The 23167-nt window shown below is 35.5% G+C and carries 20 protein-coding genes; 15 read left to right on the top strand and 5 right to left on the bottom strand.

The genetic code is table 11. The annotated features are described in order from the left end of the window. Positions 1–2: 2 nt before the first annotated feature. Positions 3–848 (bottom strand): ATPase, encoded by an 846-nt coding sequence (locus NSCAC_RS03090; RefSeq protein ID WP_197744960.1) that lies wholly within the window; start codon positions 846–848, stop codon positions 3–5. Positions 849–1427: 579 nt separating this feature from the next. Between NSCAC_RS03090 and NSCAC_RS03095 the strand changes: the two genes are divergently transcribed. The 10 genes from NSCAC_RS03095 (at position 1428) to NSCAC_RS03140 (ending at position 13509) form a co-directional block, all read left to right on the top strand. Continuing rightward, a complete protein-coding gene (locus tag NSCAC_RS03095; protein WP_197744961.1) occupies positions 1428–3689 on the top strand; it encodes a CotH kinase family protein in 2262 nt (753 codons plus the stop codon). A 118-nt stretch (positions 3690–3807) separates the two neighbouring features. Further along, positions 3808–4380 (top strand): DUF4956 domain-containing protein, encoded by a 573-nt coding sequence (locus tag NSCAC_RS03100; protein WP_197744962.1) that lies wholly within the window; start codon positions 3808–3810, stop codon positions 4378–4380. A gap of 3 nt (positions 4381–4383) precedes the next feature. After that, complete coding sequence (locus NSCAC_RS03105) at positions 4384–5199, top strand: VTC domain-containing protein (protein ID WP_197744963.1); 816 nt, start codon at positions 4384–4386, stop codon at positions 5197–5199. After that, on the top strand, positions 5196–7358 hold the full coding sequence (locus NSCAC_RS03110) for a CotH kinase family protein (protein ID WP_197744964.1): 2163 nt from the start codon (positions 5196–5198) through the stop codon (positions 7356–7358). The genes NSCAC_RS03105 and NSCAC_RS03110 overlap by 4 nt, the downstream gene beginning before the upstream one ends. Positions 7359–7470: 112 nt before the next feature. Continuing rightward, positions 7471–8577, top strand: a complete 1107-nt coding sequence (locus NSCAC_RS03115) for an S-(hydroxymethyl)glutathione dehydrogenase/class III alcohol dehydrogenase (protein ID WP_197744965.1) — start codon at positions 7471–7473, stop codon at positions 8575–8577. Between the two features lie 23 nt (positions 8578–8600). Then, positions 8601–9440, top strand: coding sequence for an S-formylglutathione hydrolase (gene fghA / locus NSCAC_RS03120; protein ID WP_197744966.1), 840 nt, complete (start codon positions 8601–8603; stop codon positions 9438–9440). An 88-nt stretch (positions 9441–9528) separates the two neighbouring features. Further along, complete coding sequence (locus NSCAC_RS03125; RefSeq protein ID WP_197744967.1) at positions 9529–9948, top strand: hypothetical protein; 420 nt, start codon at positions 9529–9531, stop codon at positions 9946–9948. 244 nt (positions 9949–10192) lie between these two features. Continuing rightward, entirely contained in the window at positions 10193–10615 is a 423-nt protein-coding gene (locus NSCAC_RS03130) for a hypothetical protein (protein WP_197744968.1), read from the top strand. 194 nt (positions 10616–10809) lie between these two features. After that, positions 10810–11220, top strand: a complete 411-nt coding sequence (locus NSCAC_RS03135; RefSeq protein WP_197744969.1) for a nitrosocyanin — start codon at positions 10810–10812, stop codon at positions 11218–11220. Positions 11221–11445: 225 nt separating this feature from the next. After that, the gene (locus NSCAC_RS03140) at positions 11446–13509 is read left to right on the top strand and encodes a DUF3300 domain-containing protein (RefSeq protein ID WP_197744970.1); all 2064 of its coding nucleotides are present in this window, start codon (positions 11446–11448) and stop codon (positions 13507–13509) included. 21 nt (positions 13510–13530) lie between these two features. Here NSCAC_RS03140 and NSCAC_RS03145 read toward each other — a convergent pair whose 3' ends face one another. Further along, positions 13531–14442 (bottom strand): AEC family transporter, encoded by a 912-nt coding sequence (locus NSCAC_RS03145; RefSeq protein ID WP_197744971.1) that lies wholly within the window; start codon positions 14440–14442, stop codon positions 13531–13533. 28 nt (positions 14443–14470) lie between these two features. Then, positions 14471–17263, bottom strand: a complete 2793-nt coding sequence (locus NSCAC_RS03150; protein WP_197744972.1) for a valine--tRNA ligase — start codon at positions 17261–17263, stop codon at positions 14471–14473. Positions 17264–17328: 65 nt separating this feature from the next. Here NSCAC_RS03150 and NSCAC_RS03155 point away from each other — a divergent pair, with 65 nt between their 5' ends. Beyond that, the gene (locus NSCAC_RS03155; protein WP_197744973.1) at positions 17329–17745 is read left to right on the top strand and encodes a hypothetical protein; all 417 of its coding nucleotides are present in this window, start codon (positions 17329–17331) and stop codon (positions 17743–17745) included. 8 nt (positions 17746–17753) lie between these two features. Here NSCAC_RS03155 and NSCAC_RS03160 read toward each other — a convergent pair whose 3' ends face one another. Next, a complete protein-coding gene (locus tag NSCAC_RS03160) occupies positions 17754–18413 on the bottom strand; it encodes an HAD family hydrolase (RefSeq protein WP_197744974.1) in 660 nt (219 codons plus the stop codon). Between the two features lie 86 nt (positions 18414–18499). Here NSCAC_RS03160 and NSCAC_RS03165 point away from each other — a divergent pair, with 86 nt between their 5' ends. Both NSCAC_RS03165 and NSCAC_RS03170 read left to right on the top strand, forming a co-directional pair. Next, the gene (locus NSCAC_RS03165) at positions 18500–20416 is read left to right on the top strand and encodes a DCC1-like thiol-disulfide oxidoreductase family protein (RefSeq protein ID WP_197744975.1); all 1917 of its coding nucleotides are present in this window, start codon (positions 18500–18502) and stop codon (positions 20414–20416) included. 17 nt (positions 20417–20433) lie between these two features. Beyond that, the gene (locus NSCAC_RS03170; RefSeq protein ID WP_197744976.1) at positions 20434–21084 is read left to right on the top strand and encodes a hypothetical protein; all 651 of its coding nucleotides are present in this window, start codon (positions 20434–20436) and stop codon (positions 21082–21084) included. A 4-nt stretch (positions 21085–21088) separates the two neighbouring features. On the opposite strand, the gene NSCAC_RS03175 is transcribed toward NSCAC_RS03170, so the two are convergent. Continuing rightward, positions 21089–21943, bottom strand: a complete 855-nt coding sequence (locus NSCAC_RS03175) for a RibD family protein (protein ID WP_197744977.1) — start codon at positions 21941–21943, stop codon at positions 21089–21091. A gap of 69 nt (positions 21944–22012) precedes the next feature. On the opposite strand from NSCAC_RS03175, the gene NSCAC_RS03180 reads away from it, so the two are divergent. Together NSCAC_RS03180 and NSCAC_RS03185 are read left to right on the top strand one after the other, a co-directional pair. Next, positions 22013–22216 carry a hypothetical protein gene (locus tag NSCAC_RS03180; RefSeq protein ID WP_197744978.1) on the top strand — a complete coding sequence of 68 codons (204 nt, stop codon included), beginning with the start codon at positions 22013–22015 and terminating at the stop codon, positions 22214–22216. Between the two features lie 89 nt (positions 22217–22305). Next, a complete protein-coding gene (locus NSCAC_RS03185) occupies positions 22306–23166 on the top strand; it encodes a DUF4743 domain-containing protein (protein WP_197744979.1) in 861 nt (286 codons plus the stop codon). Position 23167 lies beyond the last annotated feature (1 nt).

The raw sequence follows: 23167 nt of genomic DNA on the forward strand, positions 1-23167 counted from the left end.
TATTAAATTTGTCTTGCGATTGCAGTTTCTAGTAATTGTAAAAAATTTTTTTCATCATTTATTTCTGCAAGCTCATTCGTAGTAATAGTATAGCCAAGACTATCTGCGATGGCTTGGTAGCGTGGGAGTCTGGTATAAAATAAGCGAGGAAAAACCCAACGAGCAAATTCATCAGGGTCTATTAAAGCTATATATGGGAGCTTTTTTTCTTTACTATATTGGGCAAGCTGCTCATCTAGAAAATCTTCTCTAAAATAGAGAGGCTTGGGATATTCTTCGGCACGTTTAATGAGTGCTTGCTCATCTTTTTCAGTAGTTTTGATATATAAAATCAAAGTGTGCTGTGCTAAAATGGCTAGAACACTAGTATCATTTAGCTCTGAAATACTTCCGCCTGCATCATTTATAAAATGATGATAACCATAAATACTATAGGATTTTTGGATAAACTCAGGCACATCTTTCATCGCAGCAATTTCTGCTTGCCGGTGTAATTCTTGCCGATGTTTAAATTCTTTTAATCCTAATCCTCCCAATTCTGGATTACCTAATTTTCCTAAAAAACTAGACACGGGACTTAAGTTATCTACGGTAATGTTATTGCGGATATGGATCGAATCCGATCGGAGCAAATCCCTTAAAAAAGGGATATGTATCATTTGTTGCTTGATATTATCAAGAATAGGTTCATCTAAGTAACGAGCACCAATTCGATAATCTCCAGAATAATGAAACCAATTATACTTATAGAGCATAGAGGCAAGATAGGTTTTTCCTACCCCAGACATACCGAGCAGAGTAATTGCCTTATTTTTCCAATCTTTAAACTCTTTAACAGTAAATTTCATATTATGCTGCTTGATCTATCTATTGTTATTGAAGATCGTATTAGTTCCCAATGTAGTAATAGAGACTCAAATTATTGTTAAGTTGTGCGATAGATAAGATAGGGCTTAAATTCAGAAATAGAGTACTTAGTAGAATTTAATGAAAAAAGAATCTATTGAATAATAGTTATTATTAGAGTTTTATAGCTAATTTACTATGGATTTTCTATCTTAACGGGAAATCTATCATGAGAAGTCAATCTTTACTAGTGTTTATCATTGCAGCAGCTGTATTTTATACGTTAGATAAATCTAATGGAAATCAGTAAATCTATGGAGGCTGAGAAAGTTCTTAGATAAAGAGACGGAAACTGTGGAAGGAATGGATATTCATGGGATAAGAGGTAGATTTCATAGAGTATAAGATAAAAACTATCTATAATACATAGCAAGAAAAGAGTTTTATTGATTTTAGTGTCACTCTATGAAATTGATGTTACTTTATTAACTATCAGTATTTAGTTAATTCACTGAGAACAATAGCTTTAATGAATAAGCTAGTCTCACTATCAATACATTAGAATTTTCAAAACCATCCCCATGCACTATAGAATACAAATCCTATTTTTATTAATTACTTATAGTCTATTTAGTACAGCATATCTAAAAGCAGGTAATGTTCCTCAAGGAGAAGCCCAATTCCCTAATAAAGTGGTTTTCTCTCAACCCTCAGGATTTTATGAAAAAGAATTTAAACTTAGCCTAAGCCACCCAGATAGCAATGTAAAAATCTACTACACCCTAGATGGCTCTGAGCCCGATCCCAATAACTTAAAGGGCAGTACCTATCGCTATAAAAATAACTACGAGCAACCCCCTAATAAACCCAAAGATAACTTTCTATATCATCGTTATAAAACTTACCAATATACTCAACCTATCCTCATTAAAGATCGTAGCCACGATCCTGATAGAATCTCTCAAATCTCTACCACAACAGATAAATGGCCTTTTTATTTTCCTATCAGTAACAAACTGGATAGCACAATATTTTATATAAATCGAGTTTTTGAGCAAATAAATACACTTGGTAATAGATTAGTGCGTAAATATTATAAAATCTCTACAGGAGAAATAAAACTTTTACATACAAAAGAGTTTATCCCATTAATAACATATAAATCTCCTGCATATAGCTACAAAGGCACCCCGGTAAGAGCCATTGCTGTTAATGAGTTGGGAATAAAAAGCCCGATTGCTACCCATACCTTTTTTATTGGTAGCCAAGAGAGCTTTGATTTACCTATTATTGTTTTGACTGTACCAGAGAAAGATTTATTTGATTATGATGAGGGAATATTTGTAGCAGGTCATGATTATGATAATTGGCTTGCTTCTAGTCCTGAAAATTTAGGTACTGAAGCTAGAATTCCTGCTAATTGGCATAAAAAAGGTAAGTTAATTAATAGAAAGAAAGCATCTTTAGAACAAATTAACCAGGGGCAATCTTCAGCTGTTTTAAGTATTGAATTAAAAATTCATGGAAATGGTTCCCGTGCAGATTCAGATAAAAAATTTAGAATTTATTTAAAAAAATGGCAATCTTTAGATAGTTTTGTTACTGAAAGGGGGAATTTAAAAGGATTACGGTTTAATTTTAGAATTGGAAACAAGGCAACTAATTTTATAGCCGATACAGCAGCTGAAAGGATAGCCCAAGGGTTATCGTTCAGCACTCAAAACTCTTATGGTTATCGCAATATTTTTTTAAATGGGGAGTATTATGGCATTAGAAATATCCGAGATGTAAAAGATACTCATTATCTTAGTTACTTCTACCATCTACCCCATCGAAAAAAAATAAAACTACTATTCAATAAATTTAATAATGAAATTCCAACTAATAAGGATTTGCCCTCTCTTTTAAAAGGAGATTTTCAAGAATGGAGAAAAATTAACCAAGCCTTTGATCAACAAGAGAATCAAAGTATAAACTTTGCTCAAAAATATATCGATATCGACAGCTTTATTGATTACTATATTGCAGAGATTTTCCTAGCTAATAAGGATTATTGGCCCCAGAATAACTATGCTTTTTGGAAATATTTAGGAAAATATAATGAGGATAACCCAGCCTCAGATGGTAGATACCGTTGGTTACTCTATGATTTAGATGCTGCTCTTCAGGAGGTTAATTACGAATCTTTAAAAGTAGCTGCGATTGCTAATCCTACCCAAGATCCTTTTACTTTTATATTTTCTACTTTATTGAAAAATCCTGAGTTTAAAGAGAGATTTATTACTCGCTTTAGCGACTTAATGAATACTACTTTCGTACCAGAACGAACGATTAGTATTATTGAGAATACTAAGCAAGAAGTAGAAAAAGAGCTCCCTCGCCATATTCAACGCTGGAAATATCCACTTAGCATAGAAGCTTGGCAAGATAATATTAATACTATGGTTAATTTTGCTCGAGATCGTCCAGCTATTCAGTATCAGCAACTACAGAGTTTTTTTGAACTCAGTGGTACTTATCAGCTTAAGATAGACGTAAATGATTCAGATTTTGGAGCGCTAAAAGTAAATACCCTTCACCTAGGATTAAAGGATAATGAATTAACAAAGCCAGTTGCTGCTAGTTGTCCAGCGGTATTGATGGATAAAGTACTGGCTTTTCCTTGGCAGGGTAAGTATTTTAAAAATCTATCCCTTAAGCTAGAGGCTATCCCTAAATCAGGCTATGTATTTAGTCATTGGCAAGGAGCAGGACTTACTGATGAACAAACTATTCATCCTATCCTAGAATTACAACCTGAGGCTGATATAAAGCTTATCGCTGTGTTTGAGAGGGTAAGTTAACATGCTAGATATTCAATTAGAAACACTTTGAATTTCTCTATTTATTATAATATATGAAGTTAGTAGAATAAATTTCCTCCCTCTTACTTATTTTATATAAATTTAATGAAAAAATATTATGTTAGAAGCTGAATCTATTAAACTTTTAATCAGTTTCACTATAAACACGCTAGCAGTAGCTATTTTACTGTTTGGTATGTTTTGGCCACGCTATAAAAATAAAGAAATCACGCTAGCTGCAGCTTTATTTAATACTTTTACTTTTGGGGTTCTATCTATCCTATCTAACGTAGATTTTAGTATTGCGGCAGGTTTTGGTTTATTCGCAATTCTTGCCCTATTTAATCTACGCTCTGAGGCAATAGATAAATCCAGTATTGCTTATTTTTTTGGTAGTATTTCTATCGCAGTCATTACCTCAATAGGAGGGGCTAGCCTTAGTTTTGTAATTACGATACTGACTATTGTATTAGGACTAGTCTATTTAGTAGACCATCCTAAAATATTCCGCTATACCGGACAAATCAATATTACTTTAGATTCTATCCCACAAAATATTCTAGCCGAATCTGAGCTTTTATATAAAGAACTATCACAAAGACTCAATGTAGAAGTAATTTCTGCAAAAGTCCTTTCCATAAATTATGTTACTGAAGTCGTGAAAATAGAAATTAGCTACAAAATTTCATGATCTATGGAGTTTAAGAATACTCTTCAAGGCTTTATCGGAATTAGCTTAGCTGAGCTAAAAGATCGTGCTGAATTAATGCAGCGTGCTAATAACAAGTATGTTTTAGATACAGATACACTCATTGTTTTTCTAGAGGCAATGCAAAATGATTTTTGTATATTAAAAATCAATGGCATTAGGAATTTTACCTATCATAATATTTATTGGGATAGCCCAAATTTACGTACTTTTTATGATCATAATAAAGATCGACGTAAACGCTTTAAGGTACGCTTTCGCTATTACCTAGAAAGTAATTTATTTTTCTTCGAGGTAAAAATTAGAGAAGCTCGAAGCATGACTTATAAATATCGACTACCTATTGATATAGAAACTTATCAAACAAAGAAATTGCCAGAATCATTATTCGGGTTTCTTAGTGAGAGAATACATCAACATTATGCTTACACATTAGCTAATGATTTTATTCCGAGTATTCAAATTAACTACCAACGTTTAACTTTGGTTTCGAAACAGAGCGTTGAGCGGATTACGGTAGATCACCAGCTCCTTTTTACCTTTGAACAACAAGAAGATAACTTACCCTATAATCGGTATATTATTGAAGTAAAATCTACTACAGGACGCAGTAGCGTAGATCGTTGGCTACAGCATAATCATCATCGTCCTGTAAGTAAATGTTCGAAGTATAGCATAGGTGTGAATTTGCTTAAATTAGCTCATAAAAACACTCAATTTACCCCAACTATTCGTCGATCATTTCATAAACCTATGGATAGTTTTAAATATACGCCGCTATCCTCAAAACCACCTTCATGAACTATAAAATAAAAGTACTATTACTAATAAGTCTATTTAGTACAACATCTTTAAAAGCAGAGACAACTTCACAAGCCATCCTAGAGCAAAAAATAACCATCCCCAATCCAGATGAAGTAGCCTTCTCTCAACCCTCAGGATTTTATGAAAAAGAATTTAAACTTAGCCTAAGCCACCCAGATAGCAATGTAAAAATCTACTACACCCTAGATGGCTCTGAGCCCGATCCCAATAACTTAAAGGGCAGTACCTATCGCTATAAAAATAACTACGAGCAACCCCCTAATAAACCCAAAGATAACTTTCTATATCATCGTTATAAAACTTACCAATATACTCGACCTATCCTCATTAAAGATCGTAGCCACGATCCTGATAGAATCTCTCAAATCTCTACTACCTTTGATGAAAAACCAGATTACTTTCCCCAGCCTTGGTGGGGTGCGTGGAAAGCCTACGATACCAATAAAATAAAAAAAATAGCGAAAGGCACTCCGGTAAGAGCCATTGCTGTTAATGAGTTAGGAATAAAAAGCCCGATTGCTACCCATACCTTTTTTATTGGTAGCCAAGAGAGCTTTGATTTACCTATTATTGCTTTGACTGTACCAGAGAAAGATTTATTTGATTATGATGAGGGAATATTTGTAGCAGGTCGTGATTATGATGATTGGCTTGCTACTGAACCAGAGCAGCTTAAACTTTCTCGGGCAAGTAGTACGCCCGCTAATTGGCATAGAAGAGGTAAACATGTAAAAGTTACCATAGAGCAAATTAGTCAAAATCGATTATCGCCTAGTTTAAACGTGGAATTAAAAATCCATGGTAATGGATCTCGCATGGATTCATATAAGAGCTTTAGAATCTATTTCAAGGAAAAACAATCACTAAAGGGTTTTGTCCCTAATGGAGAGAAGTTAACAGGGTTACGATTAAATTTTAGACATGATGGAATACCTCATGGAATCATTAGATCTAGCAACTTTGTTACTGATACTGCAGCTCAAAGAATTATAGAAGGATTATCCTTTGGTACCCAAAACTCCTACGGTTATCGTAATATTTTTTTAAATGGAGAATATTATGGCATTAGAAATATCCGAGATGTAAAAGATAATCGCTACGTTAGTCACTTCTATCATCTACCCCATCGAAAAAAAATAGAGATATTATCTAATAAAGCCAATAATGAAGTCCCCAGTAACAAAGATCTCCCCGCACTCTTGAAAGGAAATTTTGCACAATGGGACGAGCTTAATCAAGCATTCTCTCAAAAAGAAAATCAGAATTTAGATTTTGCTCAAAAATATATCGATATCGACAGCTTTATTGATTATTACATTGCCGAAATTTTCTTAGCTAATACAGATTGGCCTCAAAATAACTATGCCTTTTGGAAGTATATAGGCGAGCATAATAAAAATAATCCTGCTACTGATGGCAGATATCGTTGGCTTATTTATGATTTAGATGCCACTTTCTTAGAAATTTATAATAAATCACTAGAAAGAGCAGCTGTTACCAATTCTGAACTATACCCTTTTACCTTTATATTTTCTACGCTTCTTAAAAACCCTGAGTTTAAAGAGAGATTTATTACTCGCTTTAGCGACTTAATGAATACTACTTTCGTACCAGAACGAATGGTGAATGTCGTAGAAAACACTAAACGAGAAGTAGAAAAAGAGCTCCCTCGCCATATTCAACGCTGGAAATATCCACTTAGCATAGAGGAATGGGAAAAGAGCATTAATTTAATGATTGGATTTGCTCAACAACGCCCCGCTATTCAGTATCAGCAACTACAGAGTTTTTTTGAACTCAGTGGTACTTATCAGCTTAAGATAGACGTAAATGATTCAGATTTTGGAGCGCTAAAAGTAAATACCCTTCACCTAGGATTAAAGGATAATGAATTAACAAAGCCAGTTGCTGCTAGTTGTCCAGCGGTACTGATGGATAAAGTACTGGCTTTTCCTTGGCAGGGTAAGTATTTTAAAAATCTATCCCTTAAGCTAGAGGCTATCCCTAAATCAGGCTATGTATTTAGTCATTGGCAAGGAGCAGGACTTACTGATGAACAAACTATTCATCCTATCCTAGAGTTACAACCTGAGGCTGATTTAAAGCTTATCGCTGTGTTTGAGAGGGTAAGTTAACATGCTAGATATTCAACCAAGAACGTTTAAAATTCCTAAGTGCTACCCTAGTACTTATAGGGTACACTTAGTTATTTCTTTAATTTAAGAATTGATATAGGAGTAACTACCTATGAAAACACGTGCTGCGATCGCCTGGGAGGTAAATAAATCTCTTGCAATTGAAGAGATAGAGCTTACAGGTCCTAAAGAGGGTGAAGTATTAGTAGAGCTTAAAGCTACAGGCATTTGCCATACGGATTATTACACCCTTTCTGGATCCGATCCTGAAGGGCTTTTTCCCGTGGTTCTTGGTCATGAAGGTGCAGGAGTAGTGGTAGAAGTGGGTACAGGAGTGAAATCCCTAAAAGTAGGAGATCACGTCATTCCCTTGTACACCCCGGAGTGCCGTGAGTGTAAGTTTTGTTTATCAAAAAAAACTAACCTCTGCCAAGCTATTCGTCAGACTCAAGGGCAAGGATTAATGCCTGATGGCACTTTTCGCTTCTCTTTTAAAGATAAACCCATATTTCACTATATGGGTACCTCTACTTTCTCAAATTATAGTGTGATTCCAGAAATTGCTTTAGCTAAAATTCGTGAGGACGCTCCTTTCGATAAGGTATGTTATATCGGCTGTGGGGTAACTACCGGAATTGGAGCAGTAGTTTTTACCGCTCAAGTAGAAGTAGGTGCGAATGTAGCTGTCTTTGGGTTAGGTGGCATTGGCTTAAATGTGATTCAAGGTGCCAAAATGGTGGGTGCTAATAGGATTATTGGTATTGACACTAATCCAAATAGAGAAATGATGGCTCGCCAATTTGGGATGACTGATTTTGTTAATCCTAATGAGGTTGAAAATGTAGTGGATACTATTATTCAACTTACTGGTGGGGGAGCAGATTATAGTTTTGAATGTATAGGTAATACTCAAGTGATGCGCCAAGCATTAGAATGCACCCATAAAGGATGGGGACGAAGCATTATTGTTGGGGTGGCTCCTGCAGGAGCTGAAATTAGCACTCGTCCATTCCAATTGGTTACAGGGAGAAAGTGGGAAGGATCTGCCTTCGGGGGTGCAAGAGGTCGAACTGATGTACCTAAGATTGTAGATTGGTATATGGAAGGAAAAATTAATATCAATTCTTTAATTACCCATACCTTAGCTTTAGAAGATATTAATGAAGGTTTTAATTTAATGAAAGCAGGTAAATCTATTCGAGCAGTAGTAGTTTATTAATATAATAGTATTGGAGGAATATTATGTTGGAAGGCTGTAGTTCTCATGCTTGTTTTGGTGGTACTCAATATTATTATCAGCATCAATCTAAAGTGATTGGTTTACCTATGCGATTTTCTGCTTACATACCACACCTAGCAAAACAAGGTCCAGTACCTGTACTATTTTTCTTAGCAGGTCTAACTAGCACAGAAGAAACCTTTATGATCAAGGCTGGGGCTCAACGACTGGCTGCAGAATACGGCATTATTTTGGTTAGTGTAGATACTAGCCCAAGGCAAACAGGAATTGTTGGCGAAACTGATAGCTGGGATTTAGGGGCAGGGGCTGGATTTTACCTTGATGCCACTCAAGCTCCTTGGTCTCAATATTTTAAGATGGAAAGTTATATTACCCAAGAACTCTATGAGCTTGTGCTTGAAGAATTTCCGGTAGATAGTAATAAAATAGGAATTTGGGGACATTCTATGGGTGGTCACGGTGCCTTAATCTTTGCTTTAAAATACCCAAAACTATACTGTTCTGTCTCTGCTTTTGCTCCCCTTGCTGCTCCTATCTACTCATCATTAGGGCAAAAAGCATTTAGAAATTACCTAGGAGAAGATCGCCAACTTTGGCGTAAATATGATACCACCGCATTGATTGAAGATGGTTGCCGGATACCAGAGCCTCTAATTGATCAAGGATTAAATGATGAATTTTTTTCAGAACTATGCCCAGATCGTTTAGAAACTGCTTGTAAAGCAGCAAACCAGCCTCTTACATTGAGGTACCATAAAAATTATGATCATGGCTATTATTTTGTCAGTACATTTGTTGCTGATCACATGAAACATCATGTAGATATTTTTGCTAATCGCTAATTTTTTATTATATTTTCTTTAAATTTAAAAAAATTGGTCTACTTTTATAAATGCCTTTATTTAATTATTATTTTAGGAGGGCATATTAATGAGTATTAAGGAGAGACTTATAAAAGCTGGGAGAGAACTTGCAAGGATAGAGCAGGATCTAGATCTGCTCGAGCAAAATATTAACGTAGGGAAAAACAGAAATGAGCGAGCCGTACACAGGGAAAGAATTGAGCAACTGGAAATAAAATTAAAGGAATTTAAACATCAATTTTTACAGTTGGAAAGTAATATCACTTGCGGGCGCAAAAAATTTGAAAAGGAATTTCATACACACTTAGAAGCGATTAAACATCGTCATCACCACCTTGAGAAACAGCTAGGAGATGTCCATTTAGCTCATGCAGAATCATGGCATTTAGGTGAGAATTTACCTATTGGTACAACAATATTTGACGGTATTGGTCAATGGGTCACTCACTTATTCCGTCGTGATCGAAATCTTGGACATCATACCTAGCTCTAAATCATAAAGGGATGCTTTAATTTCTATATTCTTAGTGATTAAACAATAGGCATCCCTTTTTTCTAATCTATTGGATCTTAATTATTTCTGCAATAGAAAATTTAAGTTACTTAAACTAATATATTTTCGTTTTTATAAAAAATTAAAATCTTTCCTTTCTTTATCTGGGAATATGGAGTACTCTTATAGATGTATTCTAAATACCTTTTTAAATTATTTTATCCGGGAGGGTAGTGCCATGAATATTGAAGAAAGGTTAATTGAATCAGGAAGAGAACTTGCAAAATTAGGGCAGGATATCGATCAGCTTGAACAAAATCTAAATATAGGTAGTAATCAAGATAAACGAGCAGTTCATAGAGAAAAAATCGAGGATTTAGAATTAAAATTAATAGAATTTAATCAGAGATTTCTACAACTAGAACATAACATTATCGATGGCCATAGGAAATTTGAAAGAGAATTTCATACCCATTTAGAAGCCATTAAACATCATTATCAATCTATTGAAGATCAATTGGGCGGAGTGCGGCTAGCCCATGCCGAATCTTGGCATTTGGGTGAAGGAGCATCTATGATAACCGCTATCTTTGATAAAATAGGTAGCTGGGTTAATCAACTACTCCACCGTAAGCGGAACTTAGAAGAACATCATACTTAATGAAATAGCTCTACTCCTATTTGGATTAGACCAATATTAATTGACATTATTATACTTACTCTCTAAAGTATTTGGGTAAAAATCTTTATTCAATAGTAATAAAGCTAACTATGATCTATTTCTAGCCTAGTTAGGAATAACTCTTAGTTTTTATAATAAATTTTTATTAAATTTAGGTTGAGGAATATTAAGTTATGAAAGTAACTAAAGCAATACTAATTGGTTTTTTAAGTGCATTATTTGTAGGTGCTGCTCAAGCAAAACAAGTTGATTTTACTGTAGTAATGGAAGCTGATGATATCAATATTCCAGAACTCAAAGTAGAAGGAGTGACGATTAAAAATATTCGTGAATTCCATGTACTCAATCAGCCTGCTGGTCTTGTAGTACATAAAGGTGATACTGTCAAAATCACGGTAGATAATAAATCTCCTATTAGCGAAGGGTTTGCTATTGATGCTTATGGTATTAAAGAAACCATTAAAGCTGGAGAGAAAGCAACAATTAATTTAACTGCAAATAAAACAGGTGCTTTCACTATCTGGTGTCATCTCCATCCTAAAGGAATTCACCTACCTGGTTCTTTAAATGTAGTAGAAGACTAATTTTTAGATTAGTATAATAAAATTCTATTCTTACTAGAGGCGGTAATATTACCGCCTCTTTCTGTTCATGTTTACTTAGCCTCGATTAATTCAACCCTACTACATAAGGACTAATGATTCTGAGTTAGTCATAAGAGATAATTATTAAGGTTAATTTAATTCAGCAGCCTTAATATTTATTTTGATAATCCCCTTCAAAAATACAAATATATAAGGGAAAGTGCTATGAAAGTTAAAGCAAGCTTATTTTATACAATAGTCATTATATTTTTTGCTTTAATTTTCTCTCCATCTGTTAGTGCAGAGGAAAATGAGGCTTTTACTACTGAAGAGCTTGATCAAATATTAGCACCTATCGCTCTTTATCCTGATAGTTTATTAGCCCAGCTACTGATGGCTTCTACTTATCCTACTGCTATAAGTGAGGCTGCTAAATGGTCAAGTGAAAATCCTACTTTAGAAGGATCTGCAGCAGTGAGAGCAGTTGAAAATAGAGATTGGGATCCAAGTGTAAAATCTATGGTGGCTTTTCCTCAAATTTTATCTACCATGCACGATAACTTGGATTGGGTACAACGATTAGGTTATGCATTTATAAATCAAGAAAAAGAATTATGGAATCGGGTTCAATATCTTCGCAAAAAAGCAAAAGAGGCAGGTAATTTAAAATCTAATGATAAATATCAAGTAAGCTCCAAAGAGCAAACCATCATTGTTCAATCACCTAATCCAGAAGTTATCTATGTTCCCTACTACAATCCATCCATAGTATATGGTCCTTGGTGGTGGCCCTCTTACCCGCCTATTTGGTGGAATCCTTGGCCTGGCTATGGATTATATCCCGGCTGGGGGGGTGGTTTTGCTTGGGGAGGAGTTGGAATTTCTATTGGGACTGGTTTCTTTTTTGGTGGGATTAATTGGATGTATGGCTATTCACAAATAGCCTATTTTAATAGTTTTTATTATCCCTATGGACTCTATGGTTATGGTCGTCATAGAGGTCCTATGAGGTGGCACCATCGTAGTTATGGGCGGCTTGATGGATATGATCGCAATAGAATTCCTTATAGAGGTGGCGGACAAAGATATACTCCTTCAGTAAGAGATCGAGCTATTCCTAATCTTAACAATCGCAATGGCAATGGAAGATCCTTTACAGGTATAGGTAATAGGGGAAATCAATTAGCCCCAAGTACGATACAAAGAAATACTCCTTCTATAAATAACCAACAAAAAATTCCAAGTTTAAATAAAGATGCCCAAGGAAAGTTATTAAATAATGGTCAACGAATTGCCCCTCAAACCATACAAAGAGCCACACCTAAAGTAACAAATCAGCAAATCCCTCAATTTAATCCTAATACTCAAAGATCTACTACCAATAATCGTCAATCTATTGCTCCTAGATCTATTCAGAAAAATACTCCTTCTGTGCAAGGGCAGCAAGTGCCTAATTTTAATAAAAGTACTCAGAATAGTGGTGGAACACGGCTTGCTCCTCAAACAATTACACCACCTAGTACTGCAACTCAGCGTATTCCCCAATTTAATCGTAATAATATTCAAGGACCCACTACCAATAACCGCCAATCTCTTGCCCCTAGATCTAATACTCCTTCTATAGCAGGACAACAAATACCTAATTTTAATAAAAATACTCAGAATAGTGGTGGAACACGGCTTGCTCCTCAAACAATTACACCACCTAGTACTGCAACTCAGCGTATTCCCCAATTTAATCGTAATAATATTCAAGGACCCACTACCAATAACCGCCAATCTCTTGCCCCTAGATCTAATACTCCTTCTATAGCAGGACAACAAATACCTAATTTTAATAAAAATACTCAGAATAGTGGTGGAACACGACTTGCCCCCCAAACAATTACACCACCTAGTGCTGCAACTCAGCGTATTCTCCAATTTAATCGCAATAATATCCCAGCTCCACGATCTAATGTGACTATACCTAGATCTATGCCTAGCGTAACAAATCAGCAGCAAGTACCCCAATTTAATCAAAATACTCAAAGATCAATGAATAATAGAGGAGCAAATCCTCAAATAATTCAAAGATCTGCACCTACGATGAGGCAGCCAGTACCACAAATAAGATCGGGAGGATTTAGGTCGGCCCCTTCCTTTAATAGTGGTAACCGTGGATTTGGATCGGTACCTTCATTTAATGGTGGTACTCGTAACTTTGGTGGTAGCAGTGGAGGAATGGGAAGTGCACCAACTGGGGGCGGTGGTGATAGAGGGGCCGGTGTTTGGAGTAGAGGACGCTAGTTTAACTAAATTATAATAGCTTTATCCCAGCTTTAGAATAAAGTACCAACCAGCCATAGTTATAAAAGAGGTTAGTATTCCGATACCTACCATCATAGAGCTTAAGTTAGGACGTAGCCCGTAGGAGATAGCAATAATAGATCCAGTAATCATAGGTCCGGTAGCAGCCTCCATAACGCTGACTTCAAAAGGGATCCCTGATTGATCAAACAAAAATTTGTAGAGACTATAGATGGTAAGTGGAATTAAAATTAATTTCACAAACAGGCCAATAGAAATATAACGCCAGTACCCACTTTCTAATTCTATTTTTAACTGATAGCCTACTGAAATCAAAGCAATAGGAGCTACTGTATCTGCCAGTGGTTTAATGGCATTCTTAATAACTTCTGGAAAATGCCAACTAAATAATGCCATGGTAAACCCGATTAAAAAAACCAAGAAGGGTGGAAATTTTAAAACTGCTTTTCCAATTTGAAAAAAGTTAGCTTCTCCTTCAGAGTGAATGGTAGCAACCATAATTCCTAAAGTAGAGAGCACTACAAAAGATCCCGGAAGATCTACCATAATAAGAGTTTGTAATCCCTCTGCGCCATAAAGAGCACTAATAACAGGAATACCTACAAAGGAGGTATTGCCTAAGCCACTGGTGAGAATGAGTGCACCTATCAGATTTCGGGACCAATTGAGTTTTTTACCTAGCAGAGTAAAAAATAGCCAAGCAAAAGCAAACCCTATCCAAGCAACACTTACAGGGAAGAGCAATTCCGGACTTACCGTAATATTTGGTAGATAGTATAGTGCCATCATGGGTAAAGCGATATATATGACATATTGATTTAATACAAGCGGGGTTTCTTCTGAGGAAATTTTAAATTTTCTTAATAGAAAGCCTAAGAAAAGGCACAAAAAAAGCAGGATTAAATTTGACATTAAATAGGTATTGATATGGTTTAAAAAATTAAACTTTTAGTGCTGCTATTTTAGTATGTTGCTCTTCTATAGCTTTTAAAGTTACTGTTAGTTCTTCTGCTTTTTGCCGCTCTTTTGCCACTACTTCAGCAGGTGCTCGTTCTATATAGTTAGTATTGGCTAATTTATTTTGAATTTGTGCTAGATTTTTACGGGTTTTTTCTATTTCCTTCTCTAACCTTGCTAGTTCTTTTTGAGCATCAATTAGCCCTGCTAGAGGGATAAAAATTTCAAGATTGCCTATTAAAGCAGCCGCAGAAGGGGGAGGGGTCTTATCACTGAACCAATGGATAGAATCTATCTTAGCTAAAGTTTTTAGTAATGAACTATGGGAATCTACCTTTATACGATCATTAGTTACAGGAGATTTCAGTAAAATAGGTATCTGCTTATTAGGCGGCACATTCATTTGAGAGCGAATCGAGCGTATTTCAGTAATAAAACCAATCACCCAATTTATTTCCTCAATCGCATTTTGATTAATTTGGTTATGACTTACTGTAGGATAAGGCTGTTTCATAATAGTTTCTCCATGATGAGTAGATAAAGGAGAAACCTGTTGCCATATTTCTTCTGTAATGAAGGGAATAATAGGATGTAGTAAGCGTAATAGGATTTCTAAAACCTCAATCAGGGTTTGACAAGTGCCTCGTCTTTGAGCTTCAGAAGTATCAGGACTATTTAAGGTGGGTTTAGCAAACTCTAAATACCAATCACAATATTCATTCCAAGTAAAATCATAGAGTGCTTGAGCACCATGATCAAAGCGATAATTTGCAAAACTATCAGTAACTTGCTGGATAGTAAGCTGAAGGCAGGAATAGATCCACTGCTCTGGCATGCCTAAAGCTACTTTTTGCTCAGAATAAGCAACACTTGAATCCACATTCATTAATACAAAGCGAGCCGCATTCCAGAGCTTATTACAGAAATTGCGATAGCCTTCAATTCGTCCTAAATCAAAGCGAATATCTCGCCCGCCTGTAGCTAAAATGGCAAAGGTAAACCGCAGTGCATCACAGCCAAAAGCAGGAATACCTTGAGGAAATTCTTTTTTAGTTGCTTTTTCAATACGCTTTGCAAGAGCTGGTTGCATTAGCCCTGTGGTACGTTTGGCAAGCAAAGATTCTAAATCAATGCCATCAATTAAATCTAAAGGATCAAGTACATTACCTTTAGACTTGGACATTTTCTGCCCTTCTGAATCCCGCACGAGACCGTGAATATATACTTCTTTAAAAGGAACTTGTCCAGTAAATTTTAGTCCCATCATAATCATCCGTGCTACCCAGAAAAAAATAATATCAAAGCCAGTAATTAACACACTGGTAGGGTAAAAAGAACAGAATCGTTCCGTATCTTCAGGCCAGCCTAGGGTAGAGAAGGGCCACAAAGCTGAAGAAAACCAAGTATCTAGTACATCCTCATCTTGAATAAGCACAAGATCACCAGAGAGATGATATTTTTCTCTTACTTTTTCTTCACTCGCTGCTACATAGACTTTACCTTGCGAGTCATACCAAGCAGGAATACGATGCCCCCACCAAATTTGACGAGAGATACACCAATCTTGGATATTCTCCATCCATTGAAAATAAATTTTGTTCCAATTTTCAGGAATAAACCTTATTTTTTCTTCTTTGACTGCTTGAATTGCAGGTTCTGCTAATGTTTTAGCATTCACAAACCATTGATCTGTTAGATAAGGTTCAACTACTGCTTGAGAGCGATCGCTGCGAGGCACCATCAGCTTATGCTCTTCAGTTTTTTCTAAAAGTCCAGCATTTTCTAAATCTGCAATAATTAGCCTTCTTGCTTCAAACCGATCTAAGCCTTGATATTTTTCAGGAATAAGTAAATCAGCGTTAATATGGGCATCTACAGTAAAGATATTAATTAATCCTCCATGAGGCTGAGTAGATAATCTATCTTGATGCCGTTGCCACACTTCATAGTCATTGAAATCATGGGCTGGAGTGATCTTGACACAACCACTACCAAATTCTGGATCTACATAACTGTCCTCGATAATTGGAATCACCCGGCTGGTAAGAGGAAGAGTAAGCGTTTTTCCAATAAAATGTTGATAGCGAGAATCTTCTGGATGAACGGCCACAGCTACATCTCCAAGCATGGTTTCTGGGCGAGTAGTAGCAACAATCATATAGCCACTGCCTTCAGTAAGCGGGTAGCGCATATGCCAAAGATGACCTTGTTCTTCTTCTGAAAGTACCTCTAGATCAGAAATGGCAGTATGGAGTACCGGATCCCAGTTAACAAGTCGCTTTCCTCGATAAATAAGCCCTTCATCAAAAAGCTGCTCAAAAACAGTAGCTACTGCTCGAGATAAACTTTCGTCCATAGTAAAGCATTCTTGATCCCAATCTACCGAAGCCCCCATACGGCGAAGTTGGCGAGTAATAGTTCCTCCTGATTGGGCTTTCCATTCCCAAATTCGTTGGGTAAAATAATCTCGACCTAAATCATGGCGAGTTTTTCCTTCTTTATTGAGCTGCCTTTCTACTACCATTTGAGTGGCAATGCCTGCATGGTCCGTTCCTACTTGCCATAAGGTATTATTTCCCTTCATTCGATGATAGCGGATTAAAATATCCATCAAGGTATCTTGAAAGGCATGGCCCATATGAAGATGACCTGTCACATTAGGAGGGGGGATCATAATGCAATAAGGTATATCTCCTTGGGGAGAGAAATAACCCTTTTTTTCCCAAAGCTGGTACCAACGCTGTTCAATTTCTTGTGGGTGATAACTTTTATCCATGAGGTGTAAATTGCTAAATAAAGTAATTAAAAATTTAAGAATGTTATTTAATTTATCTTGCTTCTATGAAGGTGTATAGTACTGTGGAAGAACCTATATCTACTTATTCGATTCCTCTTAAATTTAGAAAACTAGAAAATCTCCATATCCTATTTTGGCTCTTTAAGGACATTAGCTGGTGTTTAATTTGGAAACCTTTAGGAATTGCTATGATTTTTCCGACTCTAATAGCCGCTATAATCATTACTCTGCATACCCGAAATATATTTGCAGAGCTATGCCATAATCTTGCCGTTATTTTTTGGATTAGTGCTAATTCCTGCTGGATGATTGTAGAGTTCTTGGAAATTGATGAATCTATAATTATTTATCCTATTACTTATAAACATCTAGCGATTATCCCTTTTTCTTTAGGAATATTTATTTTGCTGTATTATTATTTATGGTGCGGCTTGAAAAATAAAATCTATGCTTCTTTATAGAGATAGCTCTATAATAAATCCATAAAGTTCTCAACAATATAATCTGCCTTAGCCAATTCTTCTCTAGTATTGGTCGTAGTCAATGCCACTACTTTCATTCCTGCCGCTTGTCCAGAGGCAATTCCTGCAATAGAGTCTTCAAAAACTAAGCAGTACTGAGATTTAACACCTAATCTTTGGGCGGTTAGAAGATAAATTTCAGGATCAGGCTTTCCTTTTTTAATATCTGCACTATAAACTACTTCTTCAAAGTATTGCCTTATAGGCAAATGGTCAAACATAAAATTAATATTGGTAAGTACTCCAGAAGTAGCAATGGCCAGTTTTATTTTATTTTCCTTAAGAAAATCTAGAATTGAGCTAAGACCTTGCACCTCTTTAATGTAAGGTTGATATATTTTTTGATAAATTTCCTCTTTTTCAAGAGTAAGCACCATTGCTTCATCGGCTGTCATTTTACGATTAAATACAATCTCTAAGGTATCCTTATTCGTCTTTCCGCTCAGATGCTCCTTAAAAAAGGATTCAGTAATGGATACTCCTTTACTCCTTAAAGAGATAAGCCAGCTCTCTAAATGATAGTTGTTGTTGTCAATCATGGTGCCATCTAGATCGAAAATAGCTGCTTGAATATGGAATTGATCAATGATCTCACTTATTTTATTCATTCTTTTAAGAGTATTTAGGCTAATGTATTATGATGGTTAGTATTTTTTTGAAAAGATAAATTGTTGCTAATTTTCCCCATTACCCCATGTTATATCAAAAATTACGCTCTGCAATTTACCAAGGACTCCAAAAGCAAGTGCCGGTAACTGGACTGGCTGTTTTTCGTATTTTTTTTGGATTAGTTATTTTTCAAGAAATTATTTTTCTCTATTATTTTCGTAGTCTTATTTTTGATCCTACCCCCAACGTGGAAATTGCCTCTCCAACTATTCATTTATTTTTATTATTCTGGGGGATTGCTGCACTCTTTTTAATACTGGGTTATCGTACTCGATTTGCAGCCGGAGTTAATTATTTTTTCTGGGTTATTTTCACCATTTTTACTCCCATGTGGCGTAATTTCGATGGAGGATTTGATCAATTAATGATTAGCACAGGATTTTTATTACTTTTCTTGCCTACGGAAAGGGGGCTATCTTTAGATAACTTAAGAGCTAAACTCAGTTTCTCTACGCCTAAAAATCACTATACTCCACCTCAAACTACTTCAGTTTTAAGTTATTACCTACCTTTAGCTATTTCCATTGGGCTGGTTTATTTAGATTCTGATATTCATAAACTTTTTGCACCCCAATGGCAAAATGGACTTGGGGTATGGGTGCCAGCCATTATGCCTTATTATATTTCTGCCATTAATATGAATTGGCTGTTAAATTTTGAGGGGTTACAAAAACTAATAAGTCACTCCATTGTTATTTTTGAATTTATTTTTATTTTTATTTGCTACTTTCGAATTTTTCGAGTACCTATACTGATTTATGGATCAGCTCTTCACTTAGGAATTATTTTTACCTTGAATATCTATCCTTTTGGATTTGCTATGCTTGCCTATTATTGTCTCATGGTACCTTTTGCTTGGTGGCGAAATATTAAAACTTGGCTTCAATTTGGTAATCCAAAACTCACTGTTTTATATGATCAAAATTGCCCATTATGTAATCGCACTGCTATTATGATTCACCATTTTGATGGGCTAAATGGAGTGTCTTTTAAAGGACTACAAGATCATCGGGGATTATATCCACAAGTCAGCAAATTTACGGAAATGGAGCTTCTTAAAGATCTTTATAGTATGGATTCCCATGGTAAGGTTTATTCTGGAATGGATACCTATATTCAGATTTTTAAAGCAATGAAATATATTGCTCCTTTAGGCTGGATGATGAGTATTCCTGGGATTTATCATTTAGGAAAATGGGTATATCGGAAAGTGGCAGATAACCGCACTCGAATCACCTGTGATAAGCAATGCTCATTATCTTTAAGTACTAGCGATAAAAGTAATGGTTTTATTGATGAATTATATGCCCGCCATGCGGGAACAGGGCAAAAACAAGCCACTCGAATTGCTAAGTTTTTAATTCTTATTCTGTTATTACAACTTAATAGTTCTATTCACTATGGCGTTTTTTACCGCTTAAATATTAAAACAACAGAAGAAATAGGCCAGCTAGTCTCTCAAATTAGTAATCAAATCCTTACATTATCTAATGCTTTTTTAGGTATTACCCCCCACGCTTTTTACCTTCACGATCACTTTCAGGGCTATAACCACATTTTAGCCCTAACTTATATAGATAAAGTTGGAAAAGAACATTGGCTTCCTTTTATCAATCAAGAAGGCAGGTTACTTGCCCCTAATTGGGGAAGAGTTCAATCCATGTGGGCAAATGTGGCAATTACTCCCCATATTAATGCCTATCGCTTTCATAAATTTATTAGTAAGGTTACTGCATTTTGGGGACCTAGAATAGGAGCTGATTTACAAGATTCTATATTTATTATTAAAGCTAAAAATGTAGAAATCCCTTTAGATCATTGGGAAAAAGATTTACGAAATAAAAATATAGCACAACCTTGGGTGGATATTGGTAAAGTAATCTGGAGCTATCAAGTAATGGAAATTAAGCTTAATCCAGAGATAAATATAGAATCCCTATAACTTTTTTTGAGATCTAAATGATGAAATCTACGTTTACTCTTATTTTATGCCTATCCCTATGTTTAGAAGTAACCACAGTATTTAGTGCTACCCAAATGCCTCAGCAGGCAGTAGCAGAAAAATTCTGGGCAGCTATAAAAGCAGGAGATGAAAAATCCCTGCAAAAATATACCGCTTCCCAATCTATTAAAGGAGATGAAATTACATCACCGCTGCCTGATATCTCAGATTTTAAGTTAGATAAAGGGGTAACCCTTGAAGATGATGAGGCAAAAATTAAGACGACTATTACTTTAATAGATGAAAATACTAAAAAAACTATAGAGATACCTACTATAACTGTACTTGTTGAAGAGAATAAGGAATGGAAAGTACTTTATAAAGAAACTATAGGAGTCATCACTGAAGCACGCGAGCTTACCTATTCACTTGGGAATTTCCAAAATCTTAGCGATGTGTTTGGAAAAAATTTAAATGATTCGGTTGATAAGCTGCAACAATCCTTACCTGCTATGGAGGAAAAGCTAAGAGCTATGCGGGAAAAACTCAATACCCAAATGCCTGAGTTTAAAGAACGACTAAATGGAATAACCAACGAGTTAAATAAATTGTTTAATGATCTGCAAAAAAACTTACAAGACGCACCACCTACAAAGAAAGATATATAAAATACTACGAACACCGATCATAAATCGCAAAGAGTTGATTTATTTCATTTTCACTGGATTTTTTATCATAATACAAAGCATGTAACTTAAACTCTGCAGGCAGAGCAAGTTGATCTCCTGATAAAAGAGTATCAAAATGAGTACCTCCTAGCAGTTTCAACGCATGGGTAAGATAAAGACGGTCAATTTGATGATCCTTAATTAGGGTATGAAATACTTGAGATCCTGCGGCCATATAAATAGTGCTCATCCTTGCCTGTCCTAGTGCTGTGATTAGTTGCCGTCCTTCCACTTGAATATTACTACCTGCAATAATAATACGAATACCTTTTTCCTCAAACCTTCGTATCTTTTCTAAATTTCCATTAGATCCGATAGCAACATAAATCGATCGATCGGAGTTTAATAGTTTTTCTGAGAGGGTAAAATCAAGGCTACTACTGATAATAATAATGGCAGGTTGTGGCGATAATCCTTGAGATATTCTCCACTTAATCAAATCTTGATAGCTTGATTTAGTACTGACTGGAAATCCATCCTGTGCGGTATTTTTTGCTAGCTGTCGCATGTAACGCCCACTTACCAGTATTCCATCGGCTTGAGTAGCTAGCTCTTGGAATAAGCGCCAATCTCTTTTATTTGCAATTGTCTCTGGTACAACGTGATCCTTAATTTTAGAGTGCACTAAGGAGATTCTTCCATCTAAGCTAGTAATAAAATTTGCATAAACAAATGGACGTAAATGGGTACCTAATTTTCGTAAATTTTGATTTAGGAAAAGATTCTTTAGCGATATACTCTCACTGAAATTAGGAAAAATTTTTATTAGCTGATTATGACAATTTTTGTTAGAATTCATGATTAGTGTGACAATTTTTGTTAATATCCGATTACATACATTTTAAACATAGATAGAAAAGGTTAGAAAATGAGTGTAAATAAAGAAATTGTAGAATCACTCTGTATTGAACTACAACAACTATGTACTGATTTGGATTTAACGGGAGAGTATTTAAAAAATACTTGCTTAACCAATACCCAAACTCATCAGCTACCTTCTAATAAACCAGAATTTGATCAGACTATGTTAGGATTAGGTAGGCTTAGTTTCTTTACTCAGAATATAGATTAAACTAAGTTAGCTTAATCAATAAAATAAAAAATTATTCTACTGGTTAGCATTTAAGCTAAAGAAAGCAGTTATATTGATCTTTTAATTTCATGAGCCACCTACAACACATTCAAGACTGTAATCAATACTCTCTATCTAATTTTCGATCTTTTTATGTAGATGGATTAAAAGTAGGTCATTTAAAGCACGACTTTGCTAAAGTACTTAAAGCTTGGCCTGAATTATTTACAGTTTCTTCAGTTGCTGTTTCCTTAAACCCTAAACTTGATTCCTTTACCGTAAAAACTCAAGCAATAGCTGAAGTATCCCAAGCTTTGGTAGAAAAAGGGGTTGTTCCTAATTTACGCCAAGAGGCCTATCCAGTGACTCCTTCCTCTCGAGAAAAAGCCCTATTTACTATTGATAGGGGGGTAGCACCTCATTTTGGGATAAGAGCTTTTGGTCAGCACTTAAATGGTTTTGTTCAAGATCAGGGGCAGTTAAAAATGTGGGTGGGTCGGCGAGCTAAAAATAAATGGAGTGACTCAAGTAAGCTTGATAATATGGTAGCAGGGGGATTACCTCATCATATTTCTTTAGCAGATAATCTTGCTAAAGAATGTTGGGAAGAAGCAGGCATTCCATCAGAGCTAAGTGCTAAAACCTGTCCAGTAGGTTATATTTCCTATCAAGTAGAGTCATCTCAAGGCTTACTCAAACCGGACATCATTTATTGTTACGATTTAGAGCTTCCTGCTGACTTTATTCCTCAATGCCAAGATGGGGAAGTAGAAGAGTTTTATTTATGGCCGATAGATAAAATTGCAGATATTGTGTGTTATTCAGAAGAATTTAAGAAGAATTGTAACTTAGTCATTATTGATTTTTTAATTCGTCATGGCTTCATTACTCCAGATCATCCTGACTATTTTGATTTAGTTTCAGGATTACGATCCCCTTTATCTGTTTAAA

The sequence above is a fragment of the Candidatus Nitrosacidococcus tergens genome (assembly GCF_902810445.1).
In the GTDB taxonomy this organism is placed as follows: domain Bacteria; phylum Pseudomonadota; class Gammaproteobacteria; order Nitrosococcales; family Nitrosococcaceae; genus Nitrosacidococcus; species Nitrosacidococcus tergens.